We start from the raw sequence: 23,984 nt of genomic DNA, 5'->3' as shown, positions 1-23,984 counted from the left end.
GCCGCCATCGTATTCGCGGGTAAACCCGCTCCTACACACTGATCGGTGGTGAGCGCAGGCCGTTGTAGGAGCGGGCTTGCCCGCGAAGGGGCCCGCATAGGCAGCGAAAGTCTGTTTTTTCTGTTTCACTGTCGGCATCCATAGCGAAGACAAGAGCCAGCCAGATGACCGAAGCCCCTCAGCGCACTGCCTTCTCCCACTTCCACCCGATCCTTACCCGCCCCCAGGACAACGACCTGAACGGCCACATCGCCGGTGCAACGGTGCACGGTTTCTTCGAAACCGCGATACAGGCGTTTCTCGTCGAGCAGGCGGAACTGGACCTGCGGCACGGTGAACTGGCCGCCTTCGTGGTCAGTTCAGCTGCGGATTTCTACGCGCTACCGGGCTTCCCGGATTTGTTGGAAGTGGGGTTGGGAGTGACGCGTCTGGCGGGCAGCACGGTAGAGTACCGGCTGGCGCTGTACCGCCCGGGCGAATCCGACGCGTGCGCGGCAGGCACGGTGGTGCAGGTGTTCATTGAGCGCGCCAGTGGCCGGCCTGTGGCGTTGCCAGAGGCGCTGCAGGTGATCCTGTCCGGCCTCGTGCTGGAGCAGCAGGCATAAAAAAGCCCCGCTGGCAGGGGCGGGGCTTTTGTTGCCGGGGGCAGGGCCCTCAGGCATTAGTCGCGCCAGTGGCGCTTGTGCTTGCGGTGGCCGTAGTGGCGGCCACGGTCCCAGTGGCGACGGTCGTCGTAGTCGCGACGGTAGCGGCGATTCTCGTGGCGTTCGTCTTCGTCGGCCTTGTTGCCCATGTAGTTACCCAGTGCACCACCGGCGCCACCGCCGGCTGCTGCGCCAATGTAGCTACCGGTGGTGCCACCCACCGAGCGACCAACCACGTTACCGCCGGCAGCACCCAGCGCGCCGCCAATAGCAGCCTCACCGCGCTGGCGCTTGTCGGCACCCAATGCGCCGCCTGCCGCACCGCCCAGACCGGCACCAATGGCGCCGCCGGTGCTGCCACCGATGGAGTTGCCCACCACTGAGCCCAGTACCCCACCCAATGCGCCGCCAATGCCGGCTTCGGTGGTGCCGCCTGCCATGGCAACGCCGCTGAGCAAGCTGAAAGACAACAACAGAATCGAGGAGTACTTCTTCATCAAGAGAGCCTCATAGGGATGACGAGGCGAATTTGAAGCTAAGAGACGTGGCTGGCAACGGAAATCCGACGAGTAACACGAGTTGTACACAATTCTCTAACTTGCTGTATTTACTATGAAACTTTATCGTTTTTAGGCTGTCTGAGACCTTTATGACAAAGCCCTGAGCCGCCACGGAACAGGGCTTTTTTCATTTTTACAGGATACGCCCGTCCTCGCGCGCACGCTCCAGCTTGATGGCAATGAACTTCGATGTTGGCGTATGGCTACCAACACCAATGCTCTCCAGTGGCACCAGCGGGTTCACCTCCGGGTAATACGCCGCCGCCTGCCCGGCAGGTATGTCGAAGGCCAGCAGGGTAAAGCCTAGCACCCGGCGCACATGTTCATCCCCCCACAGCGAAACGATGTCGACCTTCTGCCCCGGCTGGAAGCCCAGGCGGATGATGTCGGCTTCGTTGGCGAACAGCACCTCGCGTTGGCCGCGCACACCGCGGTAGCGGTCGTCCAGGCCGTAGATAGTGGTGTTGTACTGATCGTGCGAGCGCATCGATTGCATGATCAAGTCTGGCAACTGGCCGCTGGCCCGTACGCGTTCGTCAAGCAGCGTGTCGGGCAGCAGGTTGGCCTTGAAGTTGGCGCGGCCGGTGCTGGTCGCCCATTCGCGGCTGGCCGCGCTGTTGCCCAGATAGAAGCCACCCGGATTACGTAGGCGCTGGTTAAAGCCGCTGAAACCGGCAATGGTGTCGCCGATCAGATCGCGAATGCGGTCGTAGTCGGCCACCAGCCAGTGCCAGTCCACCGGTTGCTTGCCCAGCGTGGCGGCGGCGATGCCAGCGATCACTGCAGGTTCCGAGCGCATTTGCGTCGACAGCGGCTTCAGCTGGCCGTTGGAAGCGTGGACCATGCTGAACGAGTCTTCCACCGTGACTGCCTGCGGCCCGTCGGCCTGCAGGTCGATGTCGGTGCGGCCCAGGCACGGCAGGATCAGTGCCTGCTTGCCATGGACCAGGTGGCTACGGTTGAGCTTGGTGCTGATGTGCACGGTCAGCTCGCAGTTGCGCAGCGCCTGGGCGGTGCGCTCAGTGTCGGGTGTGGCTTGGGCGAAGTTGCCGCCCAAGCCGATGAAAACCTTGGCCCGGCCATCGAGCATCGCGTGAATGGCTTCGACGGTGTTATGGCCATTGCGCCGCGGCACGGGGAAGCCAAAGCGCTTTTCGATGGCATCCAGCAGCGCCTCTGGCGGGCGCTCGTTGATGCCCATGGTGCGGTCACCCTGCACGTTGCTGTGGCCACGCACCGGGCACAGGCCGGCGCCGGGCACGCCGATGTTGCCACGCAGCATCTGCAGGTTGACGATTTCCTGAATGGTCGGCACCGAATGACGGTGTTGGGTGATGCCCATCGCCCAGCACATGATCACCCGCTTGCCGCGGCAGTACATGCGCGCGGCCAGTTCGATATCGGCCAAGGTCAGGCCGGACTGTGCCTGGATGTGCGACCACGGCGTGGCGTCCACCACGGCCAGGTACTCGTCGACGCCATGGCCATGTTCGGCGATGAAGGCGTGGTCGAACACGGCCGGTTCGCCGTTGGCCTGGGCTTCGCGTTCCCATTGCAGGGCGAACTTGGCCATGCCACGCAGCATCGCCATGTCGCCACCCAGGGCCGGGCGGAAGAAGGCGGTGTTGGTCGGACGGTCACTGTTGGTCAGCATTTCCAGTGGGTTCTGGGGGTGCTGGAAGCGCTCCAGACCACGCTCCTTGAGCGGGTTGATGCACACCACCTGGGCGCCACGTTTTACCGCATCGCGCAGTGGGTCGAGCATGCGCGGGTGATTGGTGCCGGGGTTCTGGCCCCAGACAAAAATAGAGTCGGCGTGCTCGAAGTCGTCGAAGGTGACTGTACCCTTGCCGACCCCGACGCTTTGCCCCAATGCCACGCCGCTGGCCTCATGGCACATGTTCGAGCAGTCAGGGAAGTTATTGGTGCCGTAGGCGCGCACGAACAGTTGGTACAGGTACGCCGCTTCGTTGCTGGCACGTCCCGAGGTATAGAATTCGGCCTGGTCAGGGTTGGCCAGCTTGTTCAGTTCGCGGGCAATCAGGGCGAAGGCGGCATCCCAGCTGATCGGCAGGTAACGGTCGCTGGGTGAGTCGTAGACCATCGGTTCGGTCAGGCGCCCTTGGTACTCCAACCAGTAGTCGCTCTGCTGCAGCAGCGAGGTGACGCTGTAACGGGCGAAGAAGGCTGCATCGACACGGCGCTTGGTAGCTTCCCAGTTCACCGCCTTGGCGCCGTTCTCGCAGAACTTGACCATGCCGCTTTCCGGCGAATCCCCCCAGGCGCAGCCGGGGCAGTCGAAGCCGCCGTTCTGGTTGGTCTTGAGCAGGGCGCGAATGTTCTTCAGCGCGTTATCGCTGCCGACCCATGCCTTGGCCACGCTACGCAGTGCGCCCCAACCGCCGGCGGGACCGTGGTAGGGCTTGTAGCGAGGAGGGGAGGCTGGGGCGTTGTCCGGAAGATGTTGGTACGAGGTCACGACTGTAACGACTCCGCCGCTGGGCTGTAGACCCGCGGTGCGCTGTGCTTGGGCAAATGGATAAGGTTGAGGTTGTGCTTGCGTGCCCATTGCAGGGCAAGGCCGGTGGGCGCTGACAGGCTGACCAGGGTCTGGATGCCGGCACGCAGTACTTTCTGGATCAGCTCCAGGCTGCAGCGGCTGGTGACGATGGCCAAGCCACCCTGGCTGTCGATGCGTTGCCGCAGCAGGGCTCCGATCAGTTTGTCGAGGGCGTTGTGCCGGCCGATGTCTTCGCGGCCGAGCAGCAGTTCACCTTGGCGGTCCATGAACAGTGCTGCATGTACGGCGCCGCAATGCTGGCCCAGTGGCTGGAAGGCGTCGATGCGCTCGCGCAGGCCGACCAGCCACTGGGCCGGGGGCAGGGGCGCACCCGGCAACACGGCCAGATCCGGCAGCGCCTGCTCCAGCGCCTCGACCCCACACAGGCCGCAACCACTGGTGCCGGCCAGTTGGCGACGCTGGTTTTTCAGGTTCCAGAACGCCCGGCTGGAGATTTCCAGGTCGGCGTACATTGCCGAGCCGCTGCCGGAGAGCTTGAGGTCGTAGATTTCTGCGGTGCCTTCGACAATGCCGCTGCCGACGCTGAAACCGACCGCGAAGTCTTCCAGATCGGTAGGACTGACCAGCATCACCGCCTGGTTGAGGCCGTTATAGACAATGGCCAGGGCCACTTCCTCGGCCAGCGGGGTGCTGTCGCGTTTGGCGTCGCTGAGCTGGACGTAATCGTAGGTGTTGCTGGCGGCGGGCATGGACAAGGGCGATGAGGCCGCGCAGACCGGAGGCTTGCTGTTCATCGGGGCGCTGAATACCGGCGGCTTTCTGATAGCACAAGCCTAGGCGTGCGGGCCGGCGGCGTCTAATCGCTAGGGTCTATGCCTTGATAGACCGCGTCGATTGGTCGCGCAGGGCGGGAGTGGTAAAGCTGGCCTAGACTCTTGTGTCCAAGGTTTCGTCAACAAGGAGAGCGCAATGAGCCTGTTCAGTTTCGTGAAGGAAGCCGGCGAGAAGTTGATCGACCTGCTGACCCCTGGCAACGCCAATGCCGAGGAGCAGCTTAAGAAACACGTGGAAGCTGTCGGCCTGGGCAACCCCAACATCACGGCCACTGTAGAAGGAGACAAGATCATCCTCAAGGGTGAAGTGGCCAGCCAGGAAGAGAAGGAGAAGATCATCCTGGCGGCGGGCAACATCAGCGGCGTGGCCAGTGTCGAGGACCAGATCACCGTGACCGGGCCGGTAGTCCAGGCGGCAAGGTTCGTCACTGTGAAATCGGGCGACACACTTTCAGCCATTGCCGTGGTCGTGTATGGCAGTGCCAACCAGTACAACAAGATTTTCGAGGCCAACAAGCCGATGCTCAAGCACCCGGACAAGATCTATCCGGGGCAGGTGCTGCGTATACCTGACTGATCGCTGAAGTCTGTGCCGGCCTCTTCGCGGGCATGCTCGCTCCCACAGGTTGAGCGCCCTCTCACGGCTGGCGCAGTATCTGTAGGAGCGGGTTCACCCGCGAAGAGGGCCTCATAGGCCTACCAGTAACTCCCGGTAATCCTCGACCGCCGCAAACTCTTCAGTATCCCGCGGCCCTGCTTTGCTATCTGGCTGGCGCACCGCCAGCAAGTGCCCCACACCAAACCGCCGTGCACTGCGCAGAATCGCCAGCGTGTCATCAATGAACAGGCTGCGTTCTGGTTCGAAGCCGATATCCGCCTGCAGGGCATCCCAAAACTGCGGGCTTTCCTTCGGGTAGCCATAGTCGTGCGAGCTGATCAGCCGCTCGAAGTACGGTGCCAGCTCCACCCGTTCCAGCTTCAGCGACAGCGAGTCACGGTGGGCATTGGTGATCATCACGACACGCTTGCCGGCCTGGCGAATCGCCGCCAGGAAGGTATCGGCATCCGGGCGCAGGGCAATCAGGTCGGCAATTTCCCGCTTCAGCTCGCGAATGGGCAGGCGTAGCTCGCGGCTCCAGAAGTCCAGGCAGTACCAGTTCAATGTGCCGGCATTGCGTTCGAACAGCGGTTGCAGCTCCATTTCGGCCATGGCCCGGCTAACACCGTGCAGCTCGGCATAGCGCTGGGGCAGGTGGTCCAGCCAGAAGCGGTTGTCGTAATGCAGGTCGAGCAGGGTGCCATCCATGTCCAGCAGGACGGTATCGATGGCAGACCAGGGAAGAACAGGCATGGGAAACTCTCGATCAGTCGGCAAGCCACGGTATAGTAACCCGTTCACGCCAAGGAGCCGCCCCATGCGCCAGAAACCCACCGTACTCAGCCGCGAAATTGTCGCCAGTAGCCGCCTGTTCCGCGTCGAAGCCGTACAGCTGCGCTTCAGCAATGGCGCCGAGCGCACCTATGAGCGCCTGGTGGGCCGGGGTAACGGCTACGGCGCGGTGATGATCGTGGCCATGCTCGATGCCGAGCACGCCGTGCTGGTGGAGGAATACTGCGGTGGCACGGATGAATACGAGCTGTCGTTGCCCAAGGGCCTGATCGAGCCGGGCGAAGACGTGCTGGCGGCAGCCGACCGGGAGCTCAAGGAAGAAGCCGGTTTTGGCGCACGCCAGCTGGAGCACCTGACGGAACTGTCGCTGTCGCCGGGCTACATGAGCCAGAAGATTCAGGTGGTGCTGGCCAGCGACCTGTACGAAGAGCGCCTGGAAGGCGACGAGCCCGAGCCGATGCGGGTCGACAAGGTCAACCTGCGTGAGTTGTCGGCCTTGGCCATGCATCCGCAGTTCACCGAGGGCCGCGCCCTGGCGGCGCTGTACCTGGCCCGTGACCTGCTGATTCAGCGGGGGCTGCTGGAGCTATGAACGACCTGCAACTGATGCACGAAGTGGTCAAGCTGGCGCTGACGGCAGGCGAGGCGATCCTGCCATTCTGGCGCGCCGATGTCGCGGTAACCAACAAGGCCGACGATTCGCCGGTTACCGCCGCCGACCTGGCCGCGCACCGGGTAATTGCCGATGGTCTGCTGGCGCTGGCGCCGCAGATTCCGGTGCTGTCCGAAGAGGACTGCAATATTGCGCTGGCCGAGCGGCAAAGCTGGAGCCGCTGGTGGCTGGTCGATCCGCTGGATGGCACCAAGGAATTCATTGCCGGCAGTGAAGAGTTCACGGTCAACATCGCCCTGATCGAGAACGGCGAGGTGGTGTTTGGCGTGGTGTCGATGCCCACCAATGGGCGCTGCTATTTTGGTGGGCGCGGCATGGGGGCCTGGCGTGCAGATGCCGGTGAGGCAGCCCAGCTGATCCAAGTTCGCAACGCACCCGCGCAGGGCGAGCGTTTTACCGTGGTGGCCAGCCGTCGGCATTCCAGCCCGGAGCAGGAAGCGCTGTTGGCCGGCCTTGGGGCTGCGGTGGGCGAGCTGGAGCTGGCCAATATCGGCAGCTCGTTGAAGTTCTGCCTGCTGGCCGAGGGCAGCGCAGACTGCTATCCGCGCCTGGCGCCGACTTCGCAGTGGGACACTGCTGCGGCGCAGGGTGTGGTGGAGGGGGCCGGTGGCGAAGTGATCGGGCTGGATGGCTTGCCGTTCCGGTATCCGCCACGCGAGTCGCTGCTCAATCCGCATTTCCTGGCATTGCCTGCCAATGCTGCATGGCGCCAGGCCTTCCTGAACCTCATCTAACTGCCTGGCACGATCCTGTGGGAGCGGCCTTGCGTCGCGACAGGGCCGCAAAGCGGCCCCGGCAATTCTGGCGGCGAAGCTGAAATCCTGGGGCCGCTTTGCGGCCCTGTCGCGACGCAAGGCCGCTCCCACAAAGGCCGCGTTAGTCGTACTAGCGGTGCAGAACGTACTGGCCGCTGAATTTCACTGCAGGCTCGTCACTTCCGGCATTGCTCACGGTGGTTTCCAACGTCAACCGCGCCCGCCCACGGCGCTGGTACAGGGTCAGGAACCGCTCCCAGGTTTTCTCGTCTGGCGCGGCACAACGCGCCACTGCCGTGCCGGTCACTGGCAACGGGTAGCTGATCTGCCCTTCCTGGATGACGATATGCCCGTCATCGATCCCCAGTTCACGCAGGCGCAGGTGCAGCCAGCCCCAACCCACCAGCACTGCTGCGCAGTACAGGCTGCCGCCGAACATGGTGCTTTTGTGGTTGACGTTGGCCGCCAGCGGCAGTTGCAGGCGCAGGGTGTGCTGCTGCCAATCGATCACTTCCAGGCCCATCTCGCGGGTCAGGGGGATGTCGCTGTGCAGTACGGACTGCAGGTACTGGCTATTGGTGCTCATTAACGGTTGTCCTCTTGATCGTCATGCCCGCCGCTGCCGCCGTCGAAGTTCAAGCCATGCTTGCGCAGCTTGTCATGCAGGGTTTTGCGGGGGATACCCAGTGCTTCGGCCAGGCTCCGCATGGAGCCGTGTGGCTGGGCCAGTTCGGCGGCGATCAGCGAACGTTCGAACTGCTCGACCTGTTCGCTGAGGTTGCCGCTGAGCATGGGCGCTGCCGGCGCTGCTGCCGAGGGTGCCTGGCCATCGAGTGCCAGTTCCAGGCCAAGGGCGAAACGCTCGGCGGCGTTCTGTAGCTCGCGGACGTTGCCTGGCCAGTCATGACGCAGCAGCAGGGCGCGTTGCGCGGGTTGCAGCGCATGCGGCGACAGGCCATGACGTTGGCTGGCAGCATCGGCGAAATGCTGGAACAACACCAATATGTCGTCGCCGCGTTCACGCAGTGGCGGAATACGCAGCGGCGCCACGTTCAGGCGGTAATACAGGTCCGCGCGGAAACGCCCTTGGTCGGCAGCCTGACGCAGGTCTTCCTTGGTGGCGGCTATGATGCGGATGTCCAGCGGGATCAACTGGTTGCCGCCCAGGCGTTCGACCACCCGCTCCTGCAGCATGCGCAGTAGCTTCACCTGTACATCCAGGCTCATGCTCTCGATTTCGTCGAGGAACAGCGTGCCGCCGTTGGCAAATTCGAACTTGCCGATACGGCGTTTCTGCGCGCCGGTGAACGCACCGGGCTCGTGGCCGAACAGTTCGCTTTCGACCACCGACTCGGCCAGCGCGCCGGCGTTGATCGCCACGAACGGCCCTTCGCTGCGGCTGGACAGGTCGTGCAGCGCGCGGGCCACCACCTCTTTGCCAGCGCCCGTCTCACCCAGAATCAACACGTCGGCGCGGGTGCCGGCCAAGGCGCCGATCTGCTCGCGCAGGCGCAGCATGGCCGGTGAATGGCCGACCAGGCGGGTTGCCAGTTGCTGGCGGTCGCTCAGTGCCAGGCGCAGGCTACGGTTGTCCAGCACCAGTCGGCGCAAGGCCAGGGCGCGGCGTACGCTGTCGAGCAGGGCGTCTGTGGCAAAGGGTTTTTCCAGGAAGTCATAAGCCCCGGCACGCATCGCCTGCACCGCCAGCGGCACATCGCCATGGCCGGTTATCAGCAGCACCGGCAGTTCGCTGTCGCGGCCGTGCAGTTGTTCCAGCAACTGCAGGCCATCGATGCCCGGCATGCGGATGTCGCTGACCACCACGCCTGGCCAGTCGGCCTCGATACGTTCGGCCAGGCCTTGGGCTTCGGGCAGGGCGACTACCTTGAGCCCGGCCAGGTCCAGGGTCTGGCTCAAGGCTTGGCGCAGGTGGGGGTCATCGTCGACCAGGATGACCTGGGCTCGGCTGTCGATCAGTGTCTCGGTGGTCATGCCGAGGGGTCCTCCGAATTGGGCAAAGTAGCGCCAGATGCGGCCACACGCAGCTGGAGGGTCAGCATTGCACCACCTTCCGGGTGGTTGGCCAGCAGCAGTTCACCGCCCAGGGCGCGCATCAGGCTTTCACAGATGGCCAGCCCCAGGCCCAAGCCCTGGGTACGGGTCTTGGTGGTGAAAAACGGCTCCTTGGCGTGCTCCAGGGCTTGGCGGCTGAAGCCGGGCCCGTTGTCACGGATGTACAGGTAGACGCAGTCATCACGCTGCTCGGCACTTAGCCACAGGCGGCGCGGGTTGGCTTTTTCGGTCAGGGCGTCGAGGGCATTGGCCAGCAGGTTGCTTAGCACCTGGCGCAGGCGCGTTTCGCCGGCCTGTACCCACAAGGTGGCTTCCGGCAGGTCGCGGATCAGCTCTACGGCCATCGCCCGGCGGCGCTTGGCAAGCAGCGCCAGGGCATCGTCCAGGGCCGGCTGCAGGGCAACGCTCTCCGGGGCATGGCGGTCACGACGGGCGAAGGCACGCAGGTGGGCAATGATCGAGGCCATGCGCCCGGTCAGCTCGCCGATCAGCTTGAGGTTGCCGCGGGCGTCTTCGGTACGTTGGTGGTCGAGCAGGATCTCGGCATTTTCTGCGTAGCTGCGGATGGCGGCCAGGGGCTGGTTCAACTCATGGCTGATACTGGCCGACATGGTGCCGAGCACCGACAGCTTGCCGGCCTGCACCAGTTCGTCCTGTGCGCGCACTGCCTCTTGCTGAGCGTTTTCGCGCTCCAGCACGGCATTTTTCAGGCGGGTATTCAGGCCTTCAAGGTCGGCGGTGCGTTCGGCCACGCGCTTTTCCAGTTCCTGGCGGCCACGGGCTTCGAAGTCGATGCGGTCGATGTAATGGCGCCGCCGTTGCATCACCAGGCCTGCCAGCAACATCAGTACCAGCAGCGTGCCGGCACCGATGGCCATTACCGTCTGCACCGAGCGATCAACCAGCGTGCGCGGGGCAAGGATGCTGACTTGCCAGCCAGTTTCCTTGATGTCGCGGGTCTGGGTGATCCAGGCCTGCGGGTTGAGAACCAGCGGCTGTGGGGCCTGGGTCGGATAGGGCTGGATGGCGATAATGGCCTGGCGCTCGGCGTCGGTCAGCGTGCGGGTAGCACGGAAGCGCCAGTCGGGCCGCGAAGTCAGGATGACCACGCCATTGTGATCGGTCAGCAACAGCTGCTCGGGCGTACGGCCCCACAGGGTTTCGGTGTGGTCGAGATCGACTTTGACCACCAGCACGCCGACGATCCGCTCGCGGTCCCGCACGGCCGCGGCAAAGAAGTAGCCGCGCTTGGCCGAGGTGGTGCCTTGGCCGAAGAAACGGCCCAGGTGGCCAGCCATGGCTTCGTTGAAGTAGGGGCGGAAGGCGAAGTTTCGGCCGACGAAGCTGTCGTGCTTGTCCCAGTTCGAGGCGGCCAAGGTGTTGCCGCTGACGTCCATCAGGTACATCACCTCGGCACCGGTCTGCTGCACGATGTCCTTGAGCAGGCGGTTGGCGTTGGTCACCGCTTCCAGGCGGAAAGGGTCGGCCAGCACGCCACGCAGCGCCGGCAAGTCGCCGAGAATTTGCGGCAAGGTCTCGTAGCGGTGCAGGGTGCCGAGCAGGTTGGCCACATACAGGTCGAGGGTCTGGCGGTTCTGCGAGGCCAGTTCTTCCTGGTAATAGCGTTCGGCCAAGTGATGCAGGGGCCACAGTAATGGGGCCAAGATCAGCGCCAGCAGGGCCAGGCTGCGCCAGCGGGGACGGCGTGGGGGCGTGGGCTTTGCAATCATCAGGTAAATGCGCCAGAAAAGTCTGACGCAATTATGCGCTAGTTAAGGCAGCAGTTCCGCCTCTGCCAATGGCAGGCCCACCTTGTCCTTGTCCGACAACAGCGGAGGCTGCTGCAGCCCCCAGTCGATGGCCAGTTGCGGGTCATCCCAGCGGATGCAGCGGTCGGCGCCCGGGTTGTAGTAGTCGGTGGTCTTGTAGAGGAACTCGGCCGATTCACTCATCACCGCAAACCCGTGGGCGAAGCCAGGCGGAATCCACAGCTGGCGAAGGTTGTCGGCCGACAGGTGCACCGCGACCCATTTGCCGAATGTTGGCGAGCTTTTGCGCACGTCCACAGCGATATCGCGGATCTCCCCGTGCACCACGCGTACCAGCTTGCCCTGGGTGTTTGCCACCTGGTAGTGCAGCCCACGGAGCACGCCCTTGATGGAACGCGAGTGGTTGTCCTGAACGAACTCCACGTTCACGCCGGTTTGCTGTGAGAACTCACGGGCGTTGAATGCCTCGAAGAAAAAACCACGGCTGTCAGCGAACACCTTTGGCTCGATGATCAGTACTTCAGGGATTGCTGTAGGGATGATGTTCATAGCGGCTCGCTGGTCCGTCGTTCAAGTATTGACACTAGTCGGCCTTGCCGAAAATTTCCGCGCGTAGCTGTAACAGGATGCATAAGGTGTGGCTATGGTGGACGGCAGGCCGTTCCTTTCAACAGACCAGCTCTGATATGTGTCGATTGTTATCGATTTAAATTCGCCGAGTGGCGCGGCATTCTTCGATTTTCAGGCTTCAATTATCGATATATATCGGTTATAAATTGACAAACGCCCCAGCACACCCGGCTCAGGGCCATCACAGAGGTCACCCATGAAAACCCTCAATTCCACGCCCCGTGCCGATGGTTTCCACATGCCCGCCGAGTGGGCCCCGCAGACTCAGGTGTGGATGGTCTGGCCGGAGCGCCCGGACAACTGGCGCCTGGGCGGCAAGCCGGCGCAGGCTGCCCACGTAACCCTGGCCAAAGCCATTGCCCGTTTCGAACCTGTGACCGTCGCGGCCTCCGCCGGCCAGTACGAAAACGCCCGGCGCCAACTCGACCAGCCGAACATTCGTGTGGTTGAAATCAGCAACGACGATGCCTGGGTGCGTGATACAGGCCCGACCTTTGTCATCGACGGCCATGGCGAAGTGCGCGGTGTCGATTGGGGCTTCAATGCCTGGGGCGGCTTCGACGGCGGCCTGTACGCACCCTGGAACCGCGACGAGGAACTGGCCGCCAAGGTGCTGGAAATGGAGCGCTGCCAGCGCTACCAGACCGAAGGTTTTGTGCTTGAAGGTGGTTCGATCCACGTAGACGGTGAAGGCACCGTGATCACCACTGAGGAATGCCTGCTCAACCGCAACCGCAACCCGCACCTGAGCCGCGAGCAGATCGAAGCGGTGCTGCGCGATCACTTGGCGGTCGACACCGTGGTATGGCTGCCTGATGGCTTGTTCAACGACGAAACCGACGGCCACGTCGACAACTTCTGCTGTTACGTGCGCCCGGGCGAAGTGTTACTGGCCTGGACCGATGATTCCAACGACCCCAACTATGCGCGCTGCCACGCGGCCATGGATGTGCTGAAGAACACCCGCGACGCCAAGGGCCGCGAGTTCATCGTGCACAAGATGCCGATCCCGGGCCCGCTGTTCGCCACCGCCGAAGAGTGCGCCGGTGTCGACCAGGTCGCCGGCAGCCAGGAGCGTGACCCGTCGGTGCGCCTGGCGGGTTCGTACGTGAACTTCCTGATTGTTAACGGTGGCATCATTGCCCCAAGCTTCGACGACCCGGCAGATGCCGAAGCCAGAGCGATCCTGGCAAGGATCTTCCCCGACCATGAGGTGGTGATGATCCCGGGCCGCGAGCTGCTCTTGGGGGGCGGCAACATCCACTGCCTGACCCAACAGCAGCCGGCGCCGGTCAAGCGCTGAGCGCGTGATGAATAAAGAGGCCCGTCATGTGACGGGCCTCTTTTTTGCGCGGGCGACGCCCGGAGGCCCGAGCTGGCATACGTTTTGTATTGTTTTTCAAGCAGATAGCGAGATGGCACGGCCAGGCCGCGCCTCTGATCTGTAACAATACCTACGTAAATTAGCCGCTCACGGGCCAGGGAGTACGTGTGGACATGAACGCAGCAAGTGAGTCGGCTTTGCGCCCATCGGCAGTTGATCGCCAATCGCTCAGGCTTTTGGCGAAGCGGTTGAAACACCATGGAAGCATCAGGGTCAGGACGACCGACTCGACCGACCCACGACGTCTGCTTGCCGGGCGATACCCCCAAGGGTTGATCAGCGAAGCAGAGATGCAGGCGCTGATGGCGGTGTGGCACTGATTGATTGCACCTGTACCTGCCTCTTCGCAGGCATGCTCGCGAAGAGGCAGGTACAGGCAACTAAGATCAGAAACTGTAGCTACCCGTCACCACAAGGCTACGCGGATCGCCCACCTGGATCTGCGCCGCACTGGTCGCCGAGCTGTAGTAGGTCTTGTCAGCAATGTTGCTCAATGCCGCCCGCACATCCCAGTCATGGGTCCGATACCCCGCCAGTGCATCCCAACGGCCATACCCTGGCAATACCGTGGTGTTCTGGTTGTCCGCATAACGTTCGCCCACCAGTGTCAGCCCGGTTTCGGCGTACCACCCCAGTTCTGGCTTCCAGGTCACGAACAGGCTGCCATTGCGCTTGGCCACGTCATTGATGCGGTTGCCTTCCTGGCCGTTATTGTCCTTGACGATGATCGCATCCTGCAGGCCAATGCCGCCGCGTACATACCAGTTGCCGACGATGTTGCCGGTGGCAGTCAGCTCGATGCCGCGCGAACGCTGCATGCCGCTGAGCAAGATGATGTTTGGGTCGTTCGGGTCGCGGGTGCGGCGGTTGTAAAGTTCCAGCTCGTAGATGGCCAGGGTGGTGGTCAAACGCTGGTCGAGCCAGTCACTTTTCACCCCGATTTCCTTCTGCCGGGTCTGCTCCGGACGGGTGTCGTTGGTATTGCCCGGCGCCCCCGGGGTGATGCCGATCAAGCCTCCGCCCACCGGCGAGAAAGTCTTGCTCCACGAGGCGTAGAACGAATGGTCGCGCCATGGCGTGTAGACCACGCCCAGGCGTGGGCTGGTGCTGTTGCTGTCCTGCGGTTCGCGCAAGCCATCCTTGTTGGTGGTTTCCACTTCGAACTGGTCAAAGCGTACGCCGGCGAGAACCTGCCACTGATCGTTCAGGCGAATCTGGTCCTGCAGATAAACCCCGCGGCTGTCGACCACGGTGTGGTTGTTGCTCGATACCGCCAACGTACCATTGTGCGGCTGGCTGGGTTTGCCCAGGCCTGGCAGGTTCTGGCTGCCGGCGCTGTATAGCAGCGGGTCGCGCCGCTGGTTGCCGAATTCCAGGCCCAGCAGCAGCTTGTGTTCAAGGCCCAAGGTGTCGAAGTCGCCCTCGGCCTCCAGGTTGTTGAACAGGTTGCGGGTGTTCAGGTCCTGCTGCCAGCGTTGGCGGGTCAAGGTATTGGTGCCGGCGTTGTAGCCCGTGACATAGGTGTTGTCGAACTCGCTGTCGAGTTTGAACAGGCCCAGGGTGTGGCGCAGCTGCCAGGTTTCGTTCAACTGGTAGTTCAGGCGCGAGCGCAGCGATTGGGCGCGGTCGTCAATGTAGTCGCGATGGTCGCCGTAGGTGGCGCTGCGGCTGACGTCTGCCGGGCGGCCGTTGACACTCGGGATGCCCCGGTCTGGTGTGCGGTTGTAGCGGCTGTATTCGTACTGCACCAGCCAGTTCAGGTCGGGGGTGATCTGCCAGCTGATCGACGGGGCGAACAGTTGGCGGCTGCCGTCGACACCCTCGCGAAAGCTGTTGTTGTCCTGGTTGCCCATGTTCAGGCGTAGGCTGACCGTGTCGCTGGGGTCGGCGCTGAGGTCGGCATACAGGCTGCGCAGGTCTTCGCTGCCGGCCTGCGCTTCGATGGTCGAGCGGCGACCCGGCTCTGGTGCCTTGCTGACCCTGTTGACGATGCCGCCCTGGCTGCCACGGCCATACAGCACCGCCGCAGGCCCCTTCAGCACTTCGACCCGCTCGATGTTGTGCAGGTCGCGGATGTATTGGCTGTCGTCGCGGATACCGTCCAGATAAAAGTCGTTGCTGGCCTCGAAGCCGCGGATGCGTACGCTGTCAAAACGGGTGTCGGCGCCGCTGCTGACGTTGGGAATACCCTCCAGCGCCTTGCCCAGCGTGTTGCTGCCGTAATCCAGCACATTGGCGGTTTTCACCGTATCGATGGCCTGCGGCACATAACGCACGGGCGTCGAGGTGCGGGTTGCAGTGCTTACCTCCTTGACCCGCGGGTTGTCCTTCTCGCGCTCGCTGTCGGCGGTTACCGACGACTCCGGCAGTGTGGTGGTGGCGGCGCTGGCCAGGCTAGCGCTGAACAGCAGCGACAGGCCGAGCGTCAGGGGTGAAAGGCGGCAGGGTACAAGCATGGGCACATCCGGGCGAGCAGTTGAAAATAAAGTGCGGATGGTAATGCTTGTTATTTGCTCTTGCTCGGGTATTCGTAAAGGGTTGTCTTTACATATGTGTCTGTTTGTAACTAACTCTACGGTCACGCTTTGCCTGCTTTCAGGAAATTGTCCGCTCGATCAAAAGGCAATTTCCTACACAAGATAAATTGCCCGCTGATAGCGCAAACCTGCATGGAAATGCACCAGACAGGGCGGTGATTTTGGTTATATCAACCTGCATTTCACGACTTTTTGACATTTGTAATCGCACACGGCTAGGATTCGGCCAACGCCTGCTGGCCAAGGTATTGGCCAAGCTGCTGCCAAGGGCCGCCGTAAACTTACCGGTCGGCCCGCCCGGCTGGATCCGCATAGCGTCGAACCTACGAAGGGGCGTTGGTTCCTGGCGTCATATTGCAGAGCGTTTTTGATTAAGAAATAAGGAAAACAACATGTTGAAAACCAGGATCAGCCTGGTCGCCCTGGCGATGATCGCCGCGACCCAGGCTCAGGCCAATGACCAGGCTGACAGCAAGGGCTTCATCGAGGACAGTCACGCCAACGTCCTTCTGCGCAACGCCTACATCAACCGTGACAAGAAGCATGGCACCGACGACCAGATCGAATGGGGCCAGGCGTTCATCGCCAACTTCTCCTCCGGTTTCACCCAAGGCACCGTTGGCGTCGGTGTTGACGCATTCGGCCTGTACGCCGTGCGCCTGGATGGCGGCAAAGGCCACAACGGTGGTGGCGGCGTCGACTTCTTCAAACCGCACGAAACCACCAATGCCGAAGGCAACGCCAGCTCGCCGCACAACCTGGCGCGTGGTGGTGCTGCTGTGAAGTTCCGCATTTCCAACACCGTGCTGAAGTACGGTGACCAGATGCCAGCACTGCCAGTGCTGCAGTACGACGATGCACGTCTGCTGCCAGAAAGCTTCACCGGCACCCTGATCACCTCCAAAGAGATCCAGGGCCTGGAACTGAACGCCGGCCGCTTCACCCAGGAAGCGCGCAAGAGCGCCGAGCGCCGTGATGGTGGTGGCCTGAAGTCGATCAACGTCTTAGGTGGCAGCTACAAGTTCACCGACAACTTCACCGCTTCGCTGTACACCGCCGACAACGAAGATGTGATGAAGAAGCACTACCTGGGCTTGAACTACGTCTTCCCGATCGCCAGCGACCAGTCCCTGACCCTGGACTTCAACGGCTACAAGTCGGACATCAACAACAAGTACGTAAAAGCCGCAGGCCTGAACGGCGACTCCAACACCATCTGGAGCCTTGCAGCCACCTACGCGTACGGTGCGCACTCGTTCACCCTCGCTCACCAGCGCAGCACCGGCAGCACTGGCTACAACTACGGCTTCTACCAGAACGCCGGCGGCGTGGGTGACGGTGGTTCCACCATCTACCTGGCCAACTCGTACTGGTCCGACTTCAACGCCGAAGACGAGCGCTCCTGGCAGCTGGGCTACGGCCTGGACTTCGGTGCCTATGGCATTCCGGGCCTGACCTACAAGCTGGCCTACGTGGTGGGTGACAACATCAACACCCGTAACGTCGCCAACCCGCAAGGCTTCGGCGAAGGTAAAGAGCGCGAGATCTTCAACCAGATCCGTTACGTGGTGCAGGACGGCCCGGCCAAGGACCTGTCGATCAAGCTGCGTAGCTCGTTCTTGCGTACCAACAACGCCGTGCAGCAGAACGGTTACAACGACGACGGCAACGAAGTCCGCGTATTCGTCGAGTACCCGATCAGCATCTTCTGATTCTGATCTGATGTATCGAACAGCCCCGGCCTATGCCGGGGCTGTCTCTTTTCGGCGAACGGTTACTGGTTGAGCCGGCGCTGGGCTTACGGTCTCCGGCGCAAAACTGTCGCTACGCGCCATCCGCCACATCCGCGCATAAAACTCGCTTTCGATCGAGCCACTGAGTAATTCGCCCGGCTCGAGGAATGTGTGCAAGTCCGAAAACAACCCGATTTCGCTGGGGCTGATGCGCCGTGCCAGGTGCTTGGGCTTGAGCTCCGAAGGGTGCTCCAGGCCTGCGGCAGCCAACATCTCGGCCAGTGCGTGCAGTGTGTTGCGGTGGAAGCTGGCCACCCGCTCGGCCTTGTCTGGCACCACCAGGGCGCGCTGGCGCAGAGGGTCTTGGGTCGCCACGCCGGTCGGGCACTTGTTGGTGTGGCAGCTCTGCGACTGAATGCAGCCAATGGCAAACATGAAGCCGCGTGCCGAGTTGACCCAGTCAGCGCCGATGGCCAATACGCTGGCAATGTCGAAGGCGCTGACGATCTTGCCCGCCGCACCAATGCGGATGCTGGAGCGCAGGTTCAGGCCGACCAACGTGTTGTGCACGAACATCAGGCCTTCGCGCATCGGCACGCCCATGTTGTCGCTGAACTCGCGAGGTGCCGCGCCGGTGCCGCCTTCCTTGCCATCGACAACGATGAAGTCAGGGGTGATGCCGGTGGCGAGCATGGCCTTGGCAATGCCCATGAATTCCCAAGGGTGGCCCAGGCAGAACTTGAAGCCCACGGGTTTGCCGCCCGAAAGCTCGCGCAGGCCGGCTACGAACTGCAGCAGCTCGACCGGCGTGCGGAAGGCGCTGTGCGCCGCCGGCGAGATGCAGTCCTCGCCTACACGTACGCCACGGGTCTCGGCAATTTCGGGGCTGACCTTGTGCCCCGGTAAAATGCCGCCGTGGCCAGGCTTGGCGCCCTGGCTGAGCTTGATCTCGATCATCTTCACCTGTGCCGAGCGGGCCTGTTCGGCGAAGCGCTGTGGGTCGAAACGACCGTCCTCGGTGCGGCAGCCGAAGTAGCCGCTGCCGATTTCCCAGATCAGGTCGCCGCCGTGTTCACGGTGGTATGGGCTGATACTGCCTTCGCCGGTGTCATGGGCAAACCGGCCCATGCGCGCGCCGCGGTTGAGCGCAGCGATGGCGTTGGCGCTGAGGGCGCCGAAACTCATCGCCGAGATGTTGAAGATCGAGGCCGAGTAGGGCACTCGGCATTGCGGCCCGCCGATGGCAATGCGGAACGACGCAGGGTCTGGCGTGGCCACCGGTAGCATGGAATGGCTGATGAATTCGAAACCAGGTTTGTAGGCGTCGTTGAGTGTGCCGAACGCTTTCTCGGCGCTTTCGTTCTTGGCGCGGGCGTAGACCAGCGAGCGTTGCGAGCGGGAGAACGGCAGCTTGTCGTCGTCACCTTCGATCAGGTACTGGCGGATTTCCGGGCGGATGGTTTCGATCAGGTAACGGATATTGCCCAGGATCGGGTAGTTGCGTCGCACCGCATGGTGGCTTTGACGCAGGTCATTCAGGCCGACCAGGCTGAGCAGCGCGGTGATCAGCGTTACCGGCCACAGCCAGGCATGCTGGGCCAGCAGGGGCAGGCTGGCGAAGGTGAAGGCAAGGCAGAGTACGAAGCAGGCGTAGCGGCTGGGAAGAGAGTGTTTCATGGGTCCATCGCAGGCAGGATGACCGGGCCTAGGATAGGCAAACGCAGGGGACGGAAAACCTGGGTAATCGGTAAAAGACTGTTACCTGATTGCGAATTCCCAGGTCTGCGCAGCCCTATTTTGTGGGAGCGGCCTTGTGTCGCGATGGGCTGCGCAGCAGCCCCAGATATTGGTGTCACGGCACTAATCGTCGGGGCTGCTGCGCAGCCCATCGCGACACAAGGCCGCTTCCACAGAAGATCGCGTTAGCCTGGCAGCAGTATGCTGACCCGCAACCCACCGCTCTCACGGTTCGACAGCATCAGCTCACCCCCATGGCTGGTGGCGATCCGCTGGGCAATGCTCAACCCCAACCCATATCCGCCGGACGCCTGGTTACGCGACCCGTCACCGCGCACGAAGGGGTCGGTAATGGTCGCCAGCAGGCCCGGGGCAATCCCTGGCCCGCAGTCGTCGATATGGATCAATACACCTGTGGTGGCCCGTTCCAACGTGACCGAAATGTTCTTGGCGTAGCGCAACGCGTTGACCAACAAGTTTTGCAGGCAGCGCTGCAACAGCAAGGCATCTACCCGCAAGTTGCCCGCCTTGCCGTGGACCGGAAGTGGTTCTGCGGCAGTGGCCAGGTCCGCACACTGGCGCGCAACCAATCGGTCCAGGTCCACCTGCTGCAAATTCTGCTGCTCTCCGGCACGCAGGTAATCCAGAACCTGACCGATCATATCGTCCATCTGCTTGATGTTCTGCCGCAGGCGCTGGCGGTGTTCGTCATCGGGTAATCGCTCCAGACGCAGGCGCATGCGGGTCAGTGGGGTGCGCAGGTCATGAGACACGGCGGCCAGGAAGTAGGCCTTGTCATTGACCATGGCAATCAGCCGCTGCTGCATCGCGTTGAATGCCTGCGCCGCCTGGCGCACTTCCTCCGGGCCATCCAGTGCCAGGGGTGGCTGCTCGAGGTTGCTGCCCAGGCCGCGTGCGGCATCGGCCAGGCGCCGCAACGGGCGCAGGCACAGGCGCACGGCAACCAGGCATACCAGCAGCACCGCGACGATGCGCAGCGCATACACCCGCAGCAGGTAATCGCTGATCAGCACCCAGGCCGACTCGCCGCTCCAGCCCTGCAGTTCCTGGCCCGCAACGGTCAGCCAGTGGCCATCGGCCAGCGGCACCGCGAACTGGATATGCGCCTGGGCCGTGCGCAGGCCGAACAGGCTGCGCCAGACGATCGGCTGGCCCAGTTCGTCGGTGAGTTGCACGTTCATCAGGCGCACGTCCTGGGCATGCCCCAGCTCGTACTTCAGGGCCTGCTGCAACAACAGCTCGACCCGCCTGTGCCCGCGGCGCTCGTCATGCTCTTGCGCAGGCGGGCTTTCGACGCAGTGAAGCTGGTAGTGGGCTGGCGCCTGCAGCGTACCGCCGTGGCAGTCGGCCTGGGTAATCAGGGGTGCGCTGCGTGCAGCAACCAGTCGCACGGGCACCTCTAGCGCCTGAGCGAAACGCACATCGAACCAGATGCTGCTCGACATCAACTGGATCACCAGCGTGCCACTGACCATGATCAGCAGCAGCTGACCAAACAAGGTGCGAGGCCATAGCCGGTGAAACCAGCGCATGTCAGGCGCCGGCCGCGAGGGGGGCGAGACTCAGCAGGTAGCCTTCGTTGCGGATGGTCAGGATTTGCGCGGTCCCCGCCGGCGCCCGGCGCAGCTGCTGGCGCAGGCGGCTGACACACATGTCCACCGAACGGTCGTCGGGCAGGTGGTCGCGGCCGAACGCGCTGCGGGTCAGTTGGTCACGGGAGACCACACGGTTGTTGGCTTCCAGCAGTTCGCGCAGCACGCGGTAGTCGGAGCGCGGCAGGGTCAGGGTCTCGCCATCCGGGCGGGTGAGCAGGCGCTTGACGTGTTCCAGGCGAAAGCCTGCGAACAGCTGGGCGTCCACCATAGGTTCTTCGGCAGAGGTGCCCAGGCGTTGCGGACGACGCAGTACGGCTTTGATCCGGGCGATCAGTTCGCGTGGTTCGAAGGGCTTGGCCAGATAGTCGTCGGCGCCTACTTCCAGACCGATGATGCGGTCCAGCGTGCTGCCCTTGGCTGACAGCATGATCACTGCCAACCCAGGTGTGGCCTGCAACTGCCTGCACAGGCTAAGGCCGTCCTCACCCGGCAGCATCAGGTCGAGCACCACCAGCTCCACTTTGTGCCGAGCCAGCTGGTCACGCATCTGTTGACCGTCGGCTGCCGCCAGCACGCTGTAGCCGGCATCGGTCAGGTAATCACAAAGAAGTTCGCGGATCTCGTCGTCATCATCGACAACCAGCAGGGTCGTGCTCATGCAGAAAAACACCTGTTAGGTGAGGGCCGGCGGCGCTCGTTACGTTCAATTACATCCCCGTACATGTCGGGTCTGGAGCCCGGAGGGCTGATCCCTAGAATCCTAACAAAAAATCATCTGCAAATACGAAGCCTTCCCAAATGAATCCCCAAAGCATCACGCCAGTGTTCACCCCCTTCAGTCAAAGCGGCAATTGCCTCAAGCCGCTGGCCTTCTGCGTCGCCGTCGCCATCAGCGGTGGTGCAGTGGCTGCCGACGGCAAACCCCTTGAACTCGACGCCACACAGATCGAAGACAGCGCAGTACTGCCTGCCGACGATGCCGGCCAGTTGGGCTACACGGTCGAGAGCACCCGCAGCTCCACTGGCCTGGCACTGACGCCACGGCAGACACCGCAATCGGTTACCACCATCACGCGCCAGCAGATGGATGACCGCGACATCCATACCATCGAGCAGGCATTGGAAACCGCCCCAGGCGTAACGGCCAACAAGTCCGAGGTGGGTGGGCGCACCGACTACCGCGCGCGTGGTTACTCGATCAGCAACTGGAAGGTTGATGGCCTGCAGACCCAGGGCGGCTCCGATTTCAGTGGCAGCGGCAATGCGCTGAACATGGACCTGTACGAACGCATCGACATCGTGCGCGGCGCCAACGGCCTGCTGGGCGGCACCGGCGACCCCTCGGCCACCGTCAACCTGATCCGCAAGGCACCGACCAAAACCTTCGGCGGCAGCGCTTATGCCACTTATGGCAGCTGGGACAAGCGTCGTCTGGGGGCGGACTTGAACCTGCCGCTGTCCGAAGATGGCCGCCTGCGTTCGCGCTTCGTGATGACCCAGCAGGATGCCAACTCCTTCCGCGACAACCAGTCCGAACGTTCCCGCGCCGCGTTGGCCAATTTCGAGTTCGACCTGGACGACGCCACTACCTTGGGCGCCGGTTACCAGTATGAATACAACAAGGTCGTGGGTGGCGGCTGGGGCGCGAACATCCCGATCTGGTACCGCGACGGCAGCAAGACCGACTTGCCGCGCAGCACCAACGTGGTGCCCAGCTGGAGCTTTGGCGAGTACACCACCCGCACTGCGTTCGGTTCGCTCGAGCACCGCTTCGACAACGACTGGACCCTGGACCTGAAAGCCGCCCAAGCCACCACCGAAGCCCTGAACCATCGCGGCCTTGCCAAGGTGAACTCAGCTGGGCGCGGCAGCTATGGTGGCTATTGGGACCAGGACGGTAGCGGCGCCGTACTGAATGGTTTGCACAGCTCCAGCGACACCACCCAGCAGTCGGCGCAGATCGACCTGTCTGGCCCGTTCCAGCTGTTCGGCCGCACCCACCAGGCGATGGTCGGCTACAACGACAGCCGCACCGTCGGCTGGTCGCCTCAGTACACCTGCACCATGGTCGGCGACGGCATGACCAGCGCGCCTGCACTGGGTTGCCAGTTCCGCGCCAACAACGGCTTCCCGGTCACCGACTGGCACAATGGCGTGGATGACGACTACGACCTCATCGCCTCGCGCACCGGCCTTCACAGCAAGACCACCACCCGTCTGCAGGGCATGTACGCCGCCACCCGCCTGAGCATCACCGACCCGTTGTCGGTGATCGTTGGCGTGCGCACCAGCAACTATTCCTCGGTCACCCGCAGCGTGGCTGGCGAGCGCAGCAGCCAGGAAGAAAACGGCATCGTCACCCCCTACCTGGGCGCGGTGTATGACCTCAACGACAACTACTCGGTGTATGCCAGCTACACCGATATCTTCACGCCGCAAACCTCTGAAACCAGCAGCGGCAGCAAGGTCGAGCCGATTCGTGGGCAAAGCTACGAGACCGGTATCAAGGGTGAGTGGTTCGATGGCCGCCTGAACGCCTCGGCGGCCTACTTCCGCACCAAGCAGGAAAACAAGGCCGTGCTGGACGGCGACCTGACCACCCCGACCGGCGGCAGCGCCTACAAGGCCGGCTCCGGGCAGGAAACCGACGGTATCGACCTGGAAGTCGCAGGCGCCCTGACCCCCAACTGGAACGTCTACGCCGGTTACACCTACCTGCACTTCCGCCGCGTCGACAGCGACGGCCGCAGCGACCCGTCGCACCTGTTCAAGGCCTCCACCACCTACCGCCTGAGCGGCCCGCTCGACCGCCTGACCCTGGGCGCCGGCGTGACTGCGCAGACCAACATCCGCGCCATCTCCAGCCCGGCTGGCCAGCCTACGAACGGTGTGAGCAATGGTGCCACTGACGTGAACTGGTCCGGTTATGCCATCTGGAATGCCATGGCCAAGTACCAGCTCACCGACAACACCAGTGTCAGCCTCAACGCCAACAACCTGTTCGACAAGCACTACTACAGCCAGTACGGGTTCTATGCCGGGGCGATTTATGGCGACCCGCGTAACCTGTCGTTGACGGTAAGCACCGCGTTCTGATCAAGCCCTTCCACAAGGCCTGGCGCTGGTTCT

The 23,984-nt window shown here is 62.9% G+C and carries 20 protein-coding genes; 8 read left to right on the top strand and 12 right to left on the bottom strand.

Annotation, left to right across the window (positions count from 1 at the left end):
* Nucleotides 1-164 precede the first annotated feature (164 nt).
* The gene (locus BJQ17_RS11515) at nt 165-605 is read left to right on the top strand and encodes a thioesterase family protein (RefSeq protein ID WP_070096092.1); all 441 of its coding nucleotides are present in this window, start codon (nt 165-167) and stop codon (nt 603-605) included.
* Nucleotides 606-661: 56 nt separating this feature from the next.
* On the opposite strand, the gene BJQ17_RS11510 is transcribed toward BJQ17_RS11515, so the two are convergent.
* The 3 genes from BJQ17_RS11510 to fdhD form a co-directional block, all read right to left on the bottom strand.
* On the bottom strand, nt 662-1,141 hold the full coding sequence (locus tag BJQ17_RS11510; RefSeq protein ID WP_020189999.1) for a glycine zipper domain-containing protein: 480 nt from the start codon (nt 1,139-1,141) through the stop codon (nt 662-664).
* Between the two features lie 196 nt (nt 1,142-1,337).
* On the bottom strand, nt 1,338-3,683 hold the full coding sequence (locus BJQ17_RS11505) for an FdhF/YdeP family oxidoreductase (protein ID WP_070096091.1): 2,346 nt from the start codon (nt 3,681-3,683) through the stop codon (nt 1,338-1,340).
* Entirely contained in the window at nt 3,680-4,519 is an 840-nt protein-coding gene (gene fdhD / locus BJQ17_RS11500; RefSeq protein WP_054889047.1) for a formate dehydrogenase accessory sulfurtransferase FdhD, read from the bottom strand. The genes BJQ17_RS11505 and fdhD overlap by 4 nt, the downstream gene beginning before the upstream one ends.
* Nucleotides 4,520-4,694: 175 nt before the next feature.
* Here fdhD and lysM point away from each other — a divergent pair, with 175 nt between their 5' ends.
* On the top strand, nt 4,695-5,135 hold the full coding sequence (lysM, locus tag BJQ17_RS11495; RefSeq protein WP_004575933.1) for a peptidoglycan-binding protein LysM: 441 nt from the start codon (nt 4,695-4,697) through the stop codon (nt 5,133-5,135).
* 111 nt (nt 5,136-5,246) lie between these two features.
* Here lysM and yrfG read toward each other — a convergent pair whose 3' ends face one another.
* Nucleotides 5,247-5,909, bottom strand: a complete 663-nt coding sequence (gene yrfG / locus BJQ17_RS11490) for a GMP/IMP nucleotidase (protein WP_003255795.1) — start codon at nt 5,907-5,909, stop codon at nt 5,247-5,249.
* Nucleotides 5,910-5,973: 64 nt separating this feature from the next.
* Between yrfG and nudE the strand changes: the two genes are divergently transcribed.
* Nucleotides 5,974-6,540: an ADP compounds hydrolase NudE gene (nudE, locus tag BJQ17_RS11485; protein ID WP_003255794.1), complete on the top strand. Its 567-nt coding sequence runs from the start codon at nt 5,974-5,976 to the stop codon at nt 6,538-6,540.
* A complete protein-coding gene (gene cysQ / locus BJQ17_RS11480; RefSeq protein ID WP_003255792.1) occupies nt 6,537-7,355 on the top strand; it encodes a 3'(2'),5'-bisphosphate nucleotidase CysQ in 819 nt (272 codons plus the stop codon). Before nudE ends, cysQ begins: the two co-directional genes overlap by 4 nt.
* A gap of 151 nt (nt 7,356-7,506) precedes the next feature.
* On the opposite strand, the gene BJQ17_RS11475 is transcribed toward cysQ, so the two are convergent.
* Genes BJQ17_RS11475 through rfbC form a run of 4 tightly spaced genes read right to left on the bottom strand, consistent with a single transcriptional unit; the run spans nt 7,507 to nt 11,767 of the window.
* Nucleotides 7,507-7,962 carry a YiiD C-terminal domain-containing protein gene (locus BJQ17_RS11475; RefSeq protein ID WP_004575932.1) on the bottom strand — a complete coding sequence of 152 codons (456 nt, stop codon included), beginning with the start codon at nt 7,960-7,962 and terminating at the stop codon, nt 7,507-7,509.
* Nucleotides 7,962-9,368 (bottom strand): sigma-54 dependent transcriptional regulator, encoded by a 1,407-nt coding sequence (locus BJQ17_RS11470; RefSeq protein WP_003255789.1) that lies wholly within the window; start codon nt 9,366-9,368, stop codon nt 7,962-7,964. The genes BJQ17_RS11475 and BJQ17_RS11470 overlap by 1 nt, the downstream gene beginning before the upstream one ends.
* Nucleotides 9,365-11,179 (bottom strand): ATP-binding protein, encoded by a 1,815-nt coding sequence (locus BJQ17_RS11465; protein WP_070096090.1) that lies wholly within the window; start codon nt 11,177-11,179, stop codon nt 9,365-9,367. Before BJQ17_RS11465 ends, BJQ17_RS11470 begins: the two co-directional genes overlap by 4 nt.
* Before the next feature lie 42 nt (nt 11,180-11,221).
* A complete protein-coding gene (gene rfbC, locus BJQ17_RS11460) occupies nt 11,222-11,767 on the bottom strand; it encodes a dTDP-4-dehydrorhamnose 3,5-epimerase (protein WP_070096089.1) in 546 nt (181 codons plus the stop codon).
* A 277-nt stretch (nt 11,768-12,044) separates the two neighbouring features.
* Between rfbC and aguA the strand changes: the two genes are divergently transcribed.
* Nucleotides 12,045-13,151: an agmatine deiminase gene (gene aguA / locus BJQ17_RS11455; RefSeq protein ID WP_064615111.1), complete on the top strand. Its 1,107-nt coding sequence runs from the start codon at nt 12,045-12,047 to the stop codon at nt 13,149-13,151.
* Between the two features lie 194 nt (nt 13,152-13,345).
* Complete coding sequence (locus tag BJQ17_RS32090) at nt 13,346-13,552, top strand: hypothetical protein (protein WP_033726529.1); 207 nt, start codon at nt 13,346-13,348, stop codon at nt 13,550-13,552.
* Nucleotides 13,553-13,618: 66 nt separating this feature from the next.
* On the opposite strand, the gene BJQ17_RS11450 is transcribed toward BJQ17_RS32090, so the two are convergent.
* Entirely contained in the window at nt 13,619-15,688 is a 2,070-nt protein-coding gene (locus BJQ17_RS11450) for a TonB-dependent siderophore receptor (RefSeq protein WP_054888393.1), read from the bottom strand.
* 473 nt (nt 15,689-16,161) lie between these two features.
* Here BJQ17_RS11450 and BJQ17_RS11445 point away from each other — a divergent pair, with 473 nt between their 5' ends.
* Nucleotides 16,162-17,481: an OprD family porin gene (locus BJQ17_RS11445; protein ID WP_003255784.1), complete on the top strand. Its 1,320-nt coding sequence runs from the start codon at nt 16,162-16,164 to the stop codon at nt 17,479-17,481.
* Between the two features lie 30 nt (nt 17,482-17,511).
* On the opposite strand, the gene BJQ17_RS11440 is transcribed toward BJQ17_RS11445, so the two are convergent.
* From BJQ17_RS11440 to BJQ17_RS11430, 3 genes are all read right to left on the bottom strand, one after another.
* Entirely contained in the window at nt 17,512-19,179 is a 1,668-nt protein-coding gene (locus tag BJQ17_RS11440; protein ID WP_070096088.1) for an FMN-binding glutamate synthase family protein, read from the bottom strand.
* 245 nt (nt 19,180-19,424) lie between these two features.
* Entirely contained in the window at nt 19,425-20,792 is a 1,368-nt protein-coding gene (locus tag BJQ17_RS11435; protein ID WP_070096087.1) for an ATP-binding protein, read from the bottom strand.
* Between the two features lies 1 nt (nt 20,793).
* On the bottom strand, nt 20,794-21,513 hold the full coding sequence (locus BJQ17_RS11430) for a response regulator (RefSeq protein WP_011953225.1): 720 nt from the start codon (nt 21,511-21,513) through the stop codon (nt 20,794-20,796).
* A gap of 140 nt (nt 21,514-21,653) precedes the next feature.
* Here BJQ17_RS11430 and BJQ17_RS11425 point away from each other — a divergent pair, with 140 nt between their 5' ends.
* Nucleotides 21,654-23,951 carry a TonB-dependent siderophore receptor gene (locus BJQ17_RS11425; RefSeq protein ID WP_003255779.1) on the top strand — a complete coding sequence of 766 codons (2,298 nt, stop codon included), beginning with the start codon at nt 21,654-21,656 and terminating at the stop codon, nt 23,949-23,951.
* The last annotated feature ends 33 nt before the right edge of the window (nt 23,952-23,984 follow it).

The sequence above is a fragment of the Pseudomonas sp. NBRC 111139 genome (assembly GCF_001753955.1).
Lineage (GTDB): Bacteria > Pseudomonadota > Gammaproteobacteria > Pseudomonadales > Pseudomonadaceae > Aquipseudomonas > Aquipseudomonas alloputida.
This window is presented reverse-complemented; position numbering and strand designations above follow the sequence as displayed.

What these genes read in the sequence shown, in the direction of transcription:
- BJQ17_RS11440 (WP_070096088.1), bottom strand. Translation starts at nt 19,179, where the DNA reads ATGAAACACTCTCTTCCCAGCCGCTACGCCTGCTTCGTACTCTGCCTT.
- BJQ17_RS32090 (WP_033726529.1), top strand. Translation starts at nt 13,346, where the DNA reads ATGAACGCAGCAAGTGAGTCGGCTTTGCGCCCATCGGCAGTTGATCGC.
- cysQ (WP_003255792.1), top strand. Translation starts at nt 6,537, where the DNA reads ATGAACGACCTGCAACTGATGCACGAAGTGGTCAAGCTGGCGCTGACG.
- BJQ17_RS11510 (WP_020189999.1), bottom strand. Translation starts at nt 1,141, where the DNA reads ATGAAGAAGTACTCCTCGATTCTGTTGTTGTCTTTCAGCTTGCTCAGC.
- BJQ17_RS11450 (WP_054888393.1), bottom strand. Translation starts at nt 15,688, where the DNA reads ATGCTTGTACCCTGCCGCCTTTCACCCCTGACGCTCGGCCTGTCGCTG.
- aguA (WP_064615111.1), top strand. Translation starts at nt 12,045, where the DNA reads ATGAAAACCCTCAATTCCACGCCCCGTGCCGATGGTTTCCACATGCCC.
- nudE (WP_003255794.1), top strand. Translation starts at nt 5,974, where the DNA reads ATGCGCCAGAAACCCACCGTACTCAGCCGCGAAATTGTCGCCAGTAGC.
- BJQ17_RS11470 (WP_003255789.1), bottom strand. Translation starts at nt 9,368, where the DNA reads ATGACCACCGAGACACTGATCGACAGCCGAGCCCAGGTCATCCTGGTC.
- BJQ17_RS11445 (WP_003255784.1), top strand. Translation starts at nt 16,162, where the DNA reads ATGTTGAAAACCAGGATCAGCCTGGTCGCCCTGGCGATGATCGCCGCG.
- BJQ17_RS11435 (WP_070096087.1), bottom strand. Translation starts at nt 20,792, where the DNA reads ATGCGCTGGTTTCACCGGCTATGGCCTCGCACCTTGTTTGGTCAGCTG.
- BJQ17_RS11425 (WP_003255779.1), top strand. Translation starts at nt 21,654, where the DNA reads ATGAATCCCCAAAGCATCACGCCAGTGTTCACCCCCTTCAGTCAAAGC.
- lysM (WP_004575933.1), top strand. Translation starts at nt 4,695, where the DNA reads ATGAGCCTGTTCAGTTTCGTGAAGGAAGCCGGCGAGAAGTTGATCGAC.
- BJQ17_RS11430 (WP_011953225.1), bottom strand. Translation starts at nt 21,513, where the DNA reads ATGAGCACGACCCTGCTGGTTGTCGATGATGACGACGAGATCCGCGAA.
- yrfG (WP_003255795.1), bottom strand. Translation starts at nt 5,909, where the DNA reads ATGCCTGTTCTTCCCTGGTCTGCCATCGATACCGTCCTGCTGGACATG.
- BJQ17_RS11475 (WP_004575932.1), bottom strand. Translation starts at nt 7,962, where the DNA reads ATGAGCACCAATAGCCAGTACCTGCAGTCCGTACTGCACAGCGACATC.
- fdhD (WP_054889047.1), bottom strand. Translation starts at nt 4,519, where the DNA reads ATGAACAGCAAGCCTCCGGTCTGCGCGGCCTCATCGCCCTTGTCCATG.
- rfbC (WP_070096089.1), bottom strand. Translation starts at nt 11,767, where the DNA reads ATGAACATCATCCCTACAGCAATCCCTGAAGTACTGATCATCGAGCCA.
- BJQ17_RS11515 (WP_070096092.1), top strand. Translation starts at nt 165, where the DNA reads ATGACCGAAGCCCCTCAGCGCACTGCCTTCTCCCACTTCCACCCGATC.
- BJQ17_RS11465 (WP_070096090.1), bottom strand. Translation starts at nt 11,179, where the DNA reads ATGATTGCAAAGCCCACGCCCCCACGCCGTCCCCGCTGGCGCAGCCTG.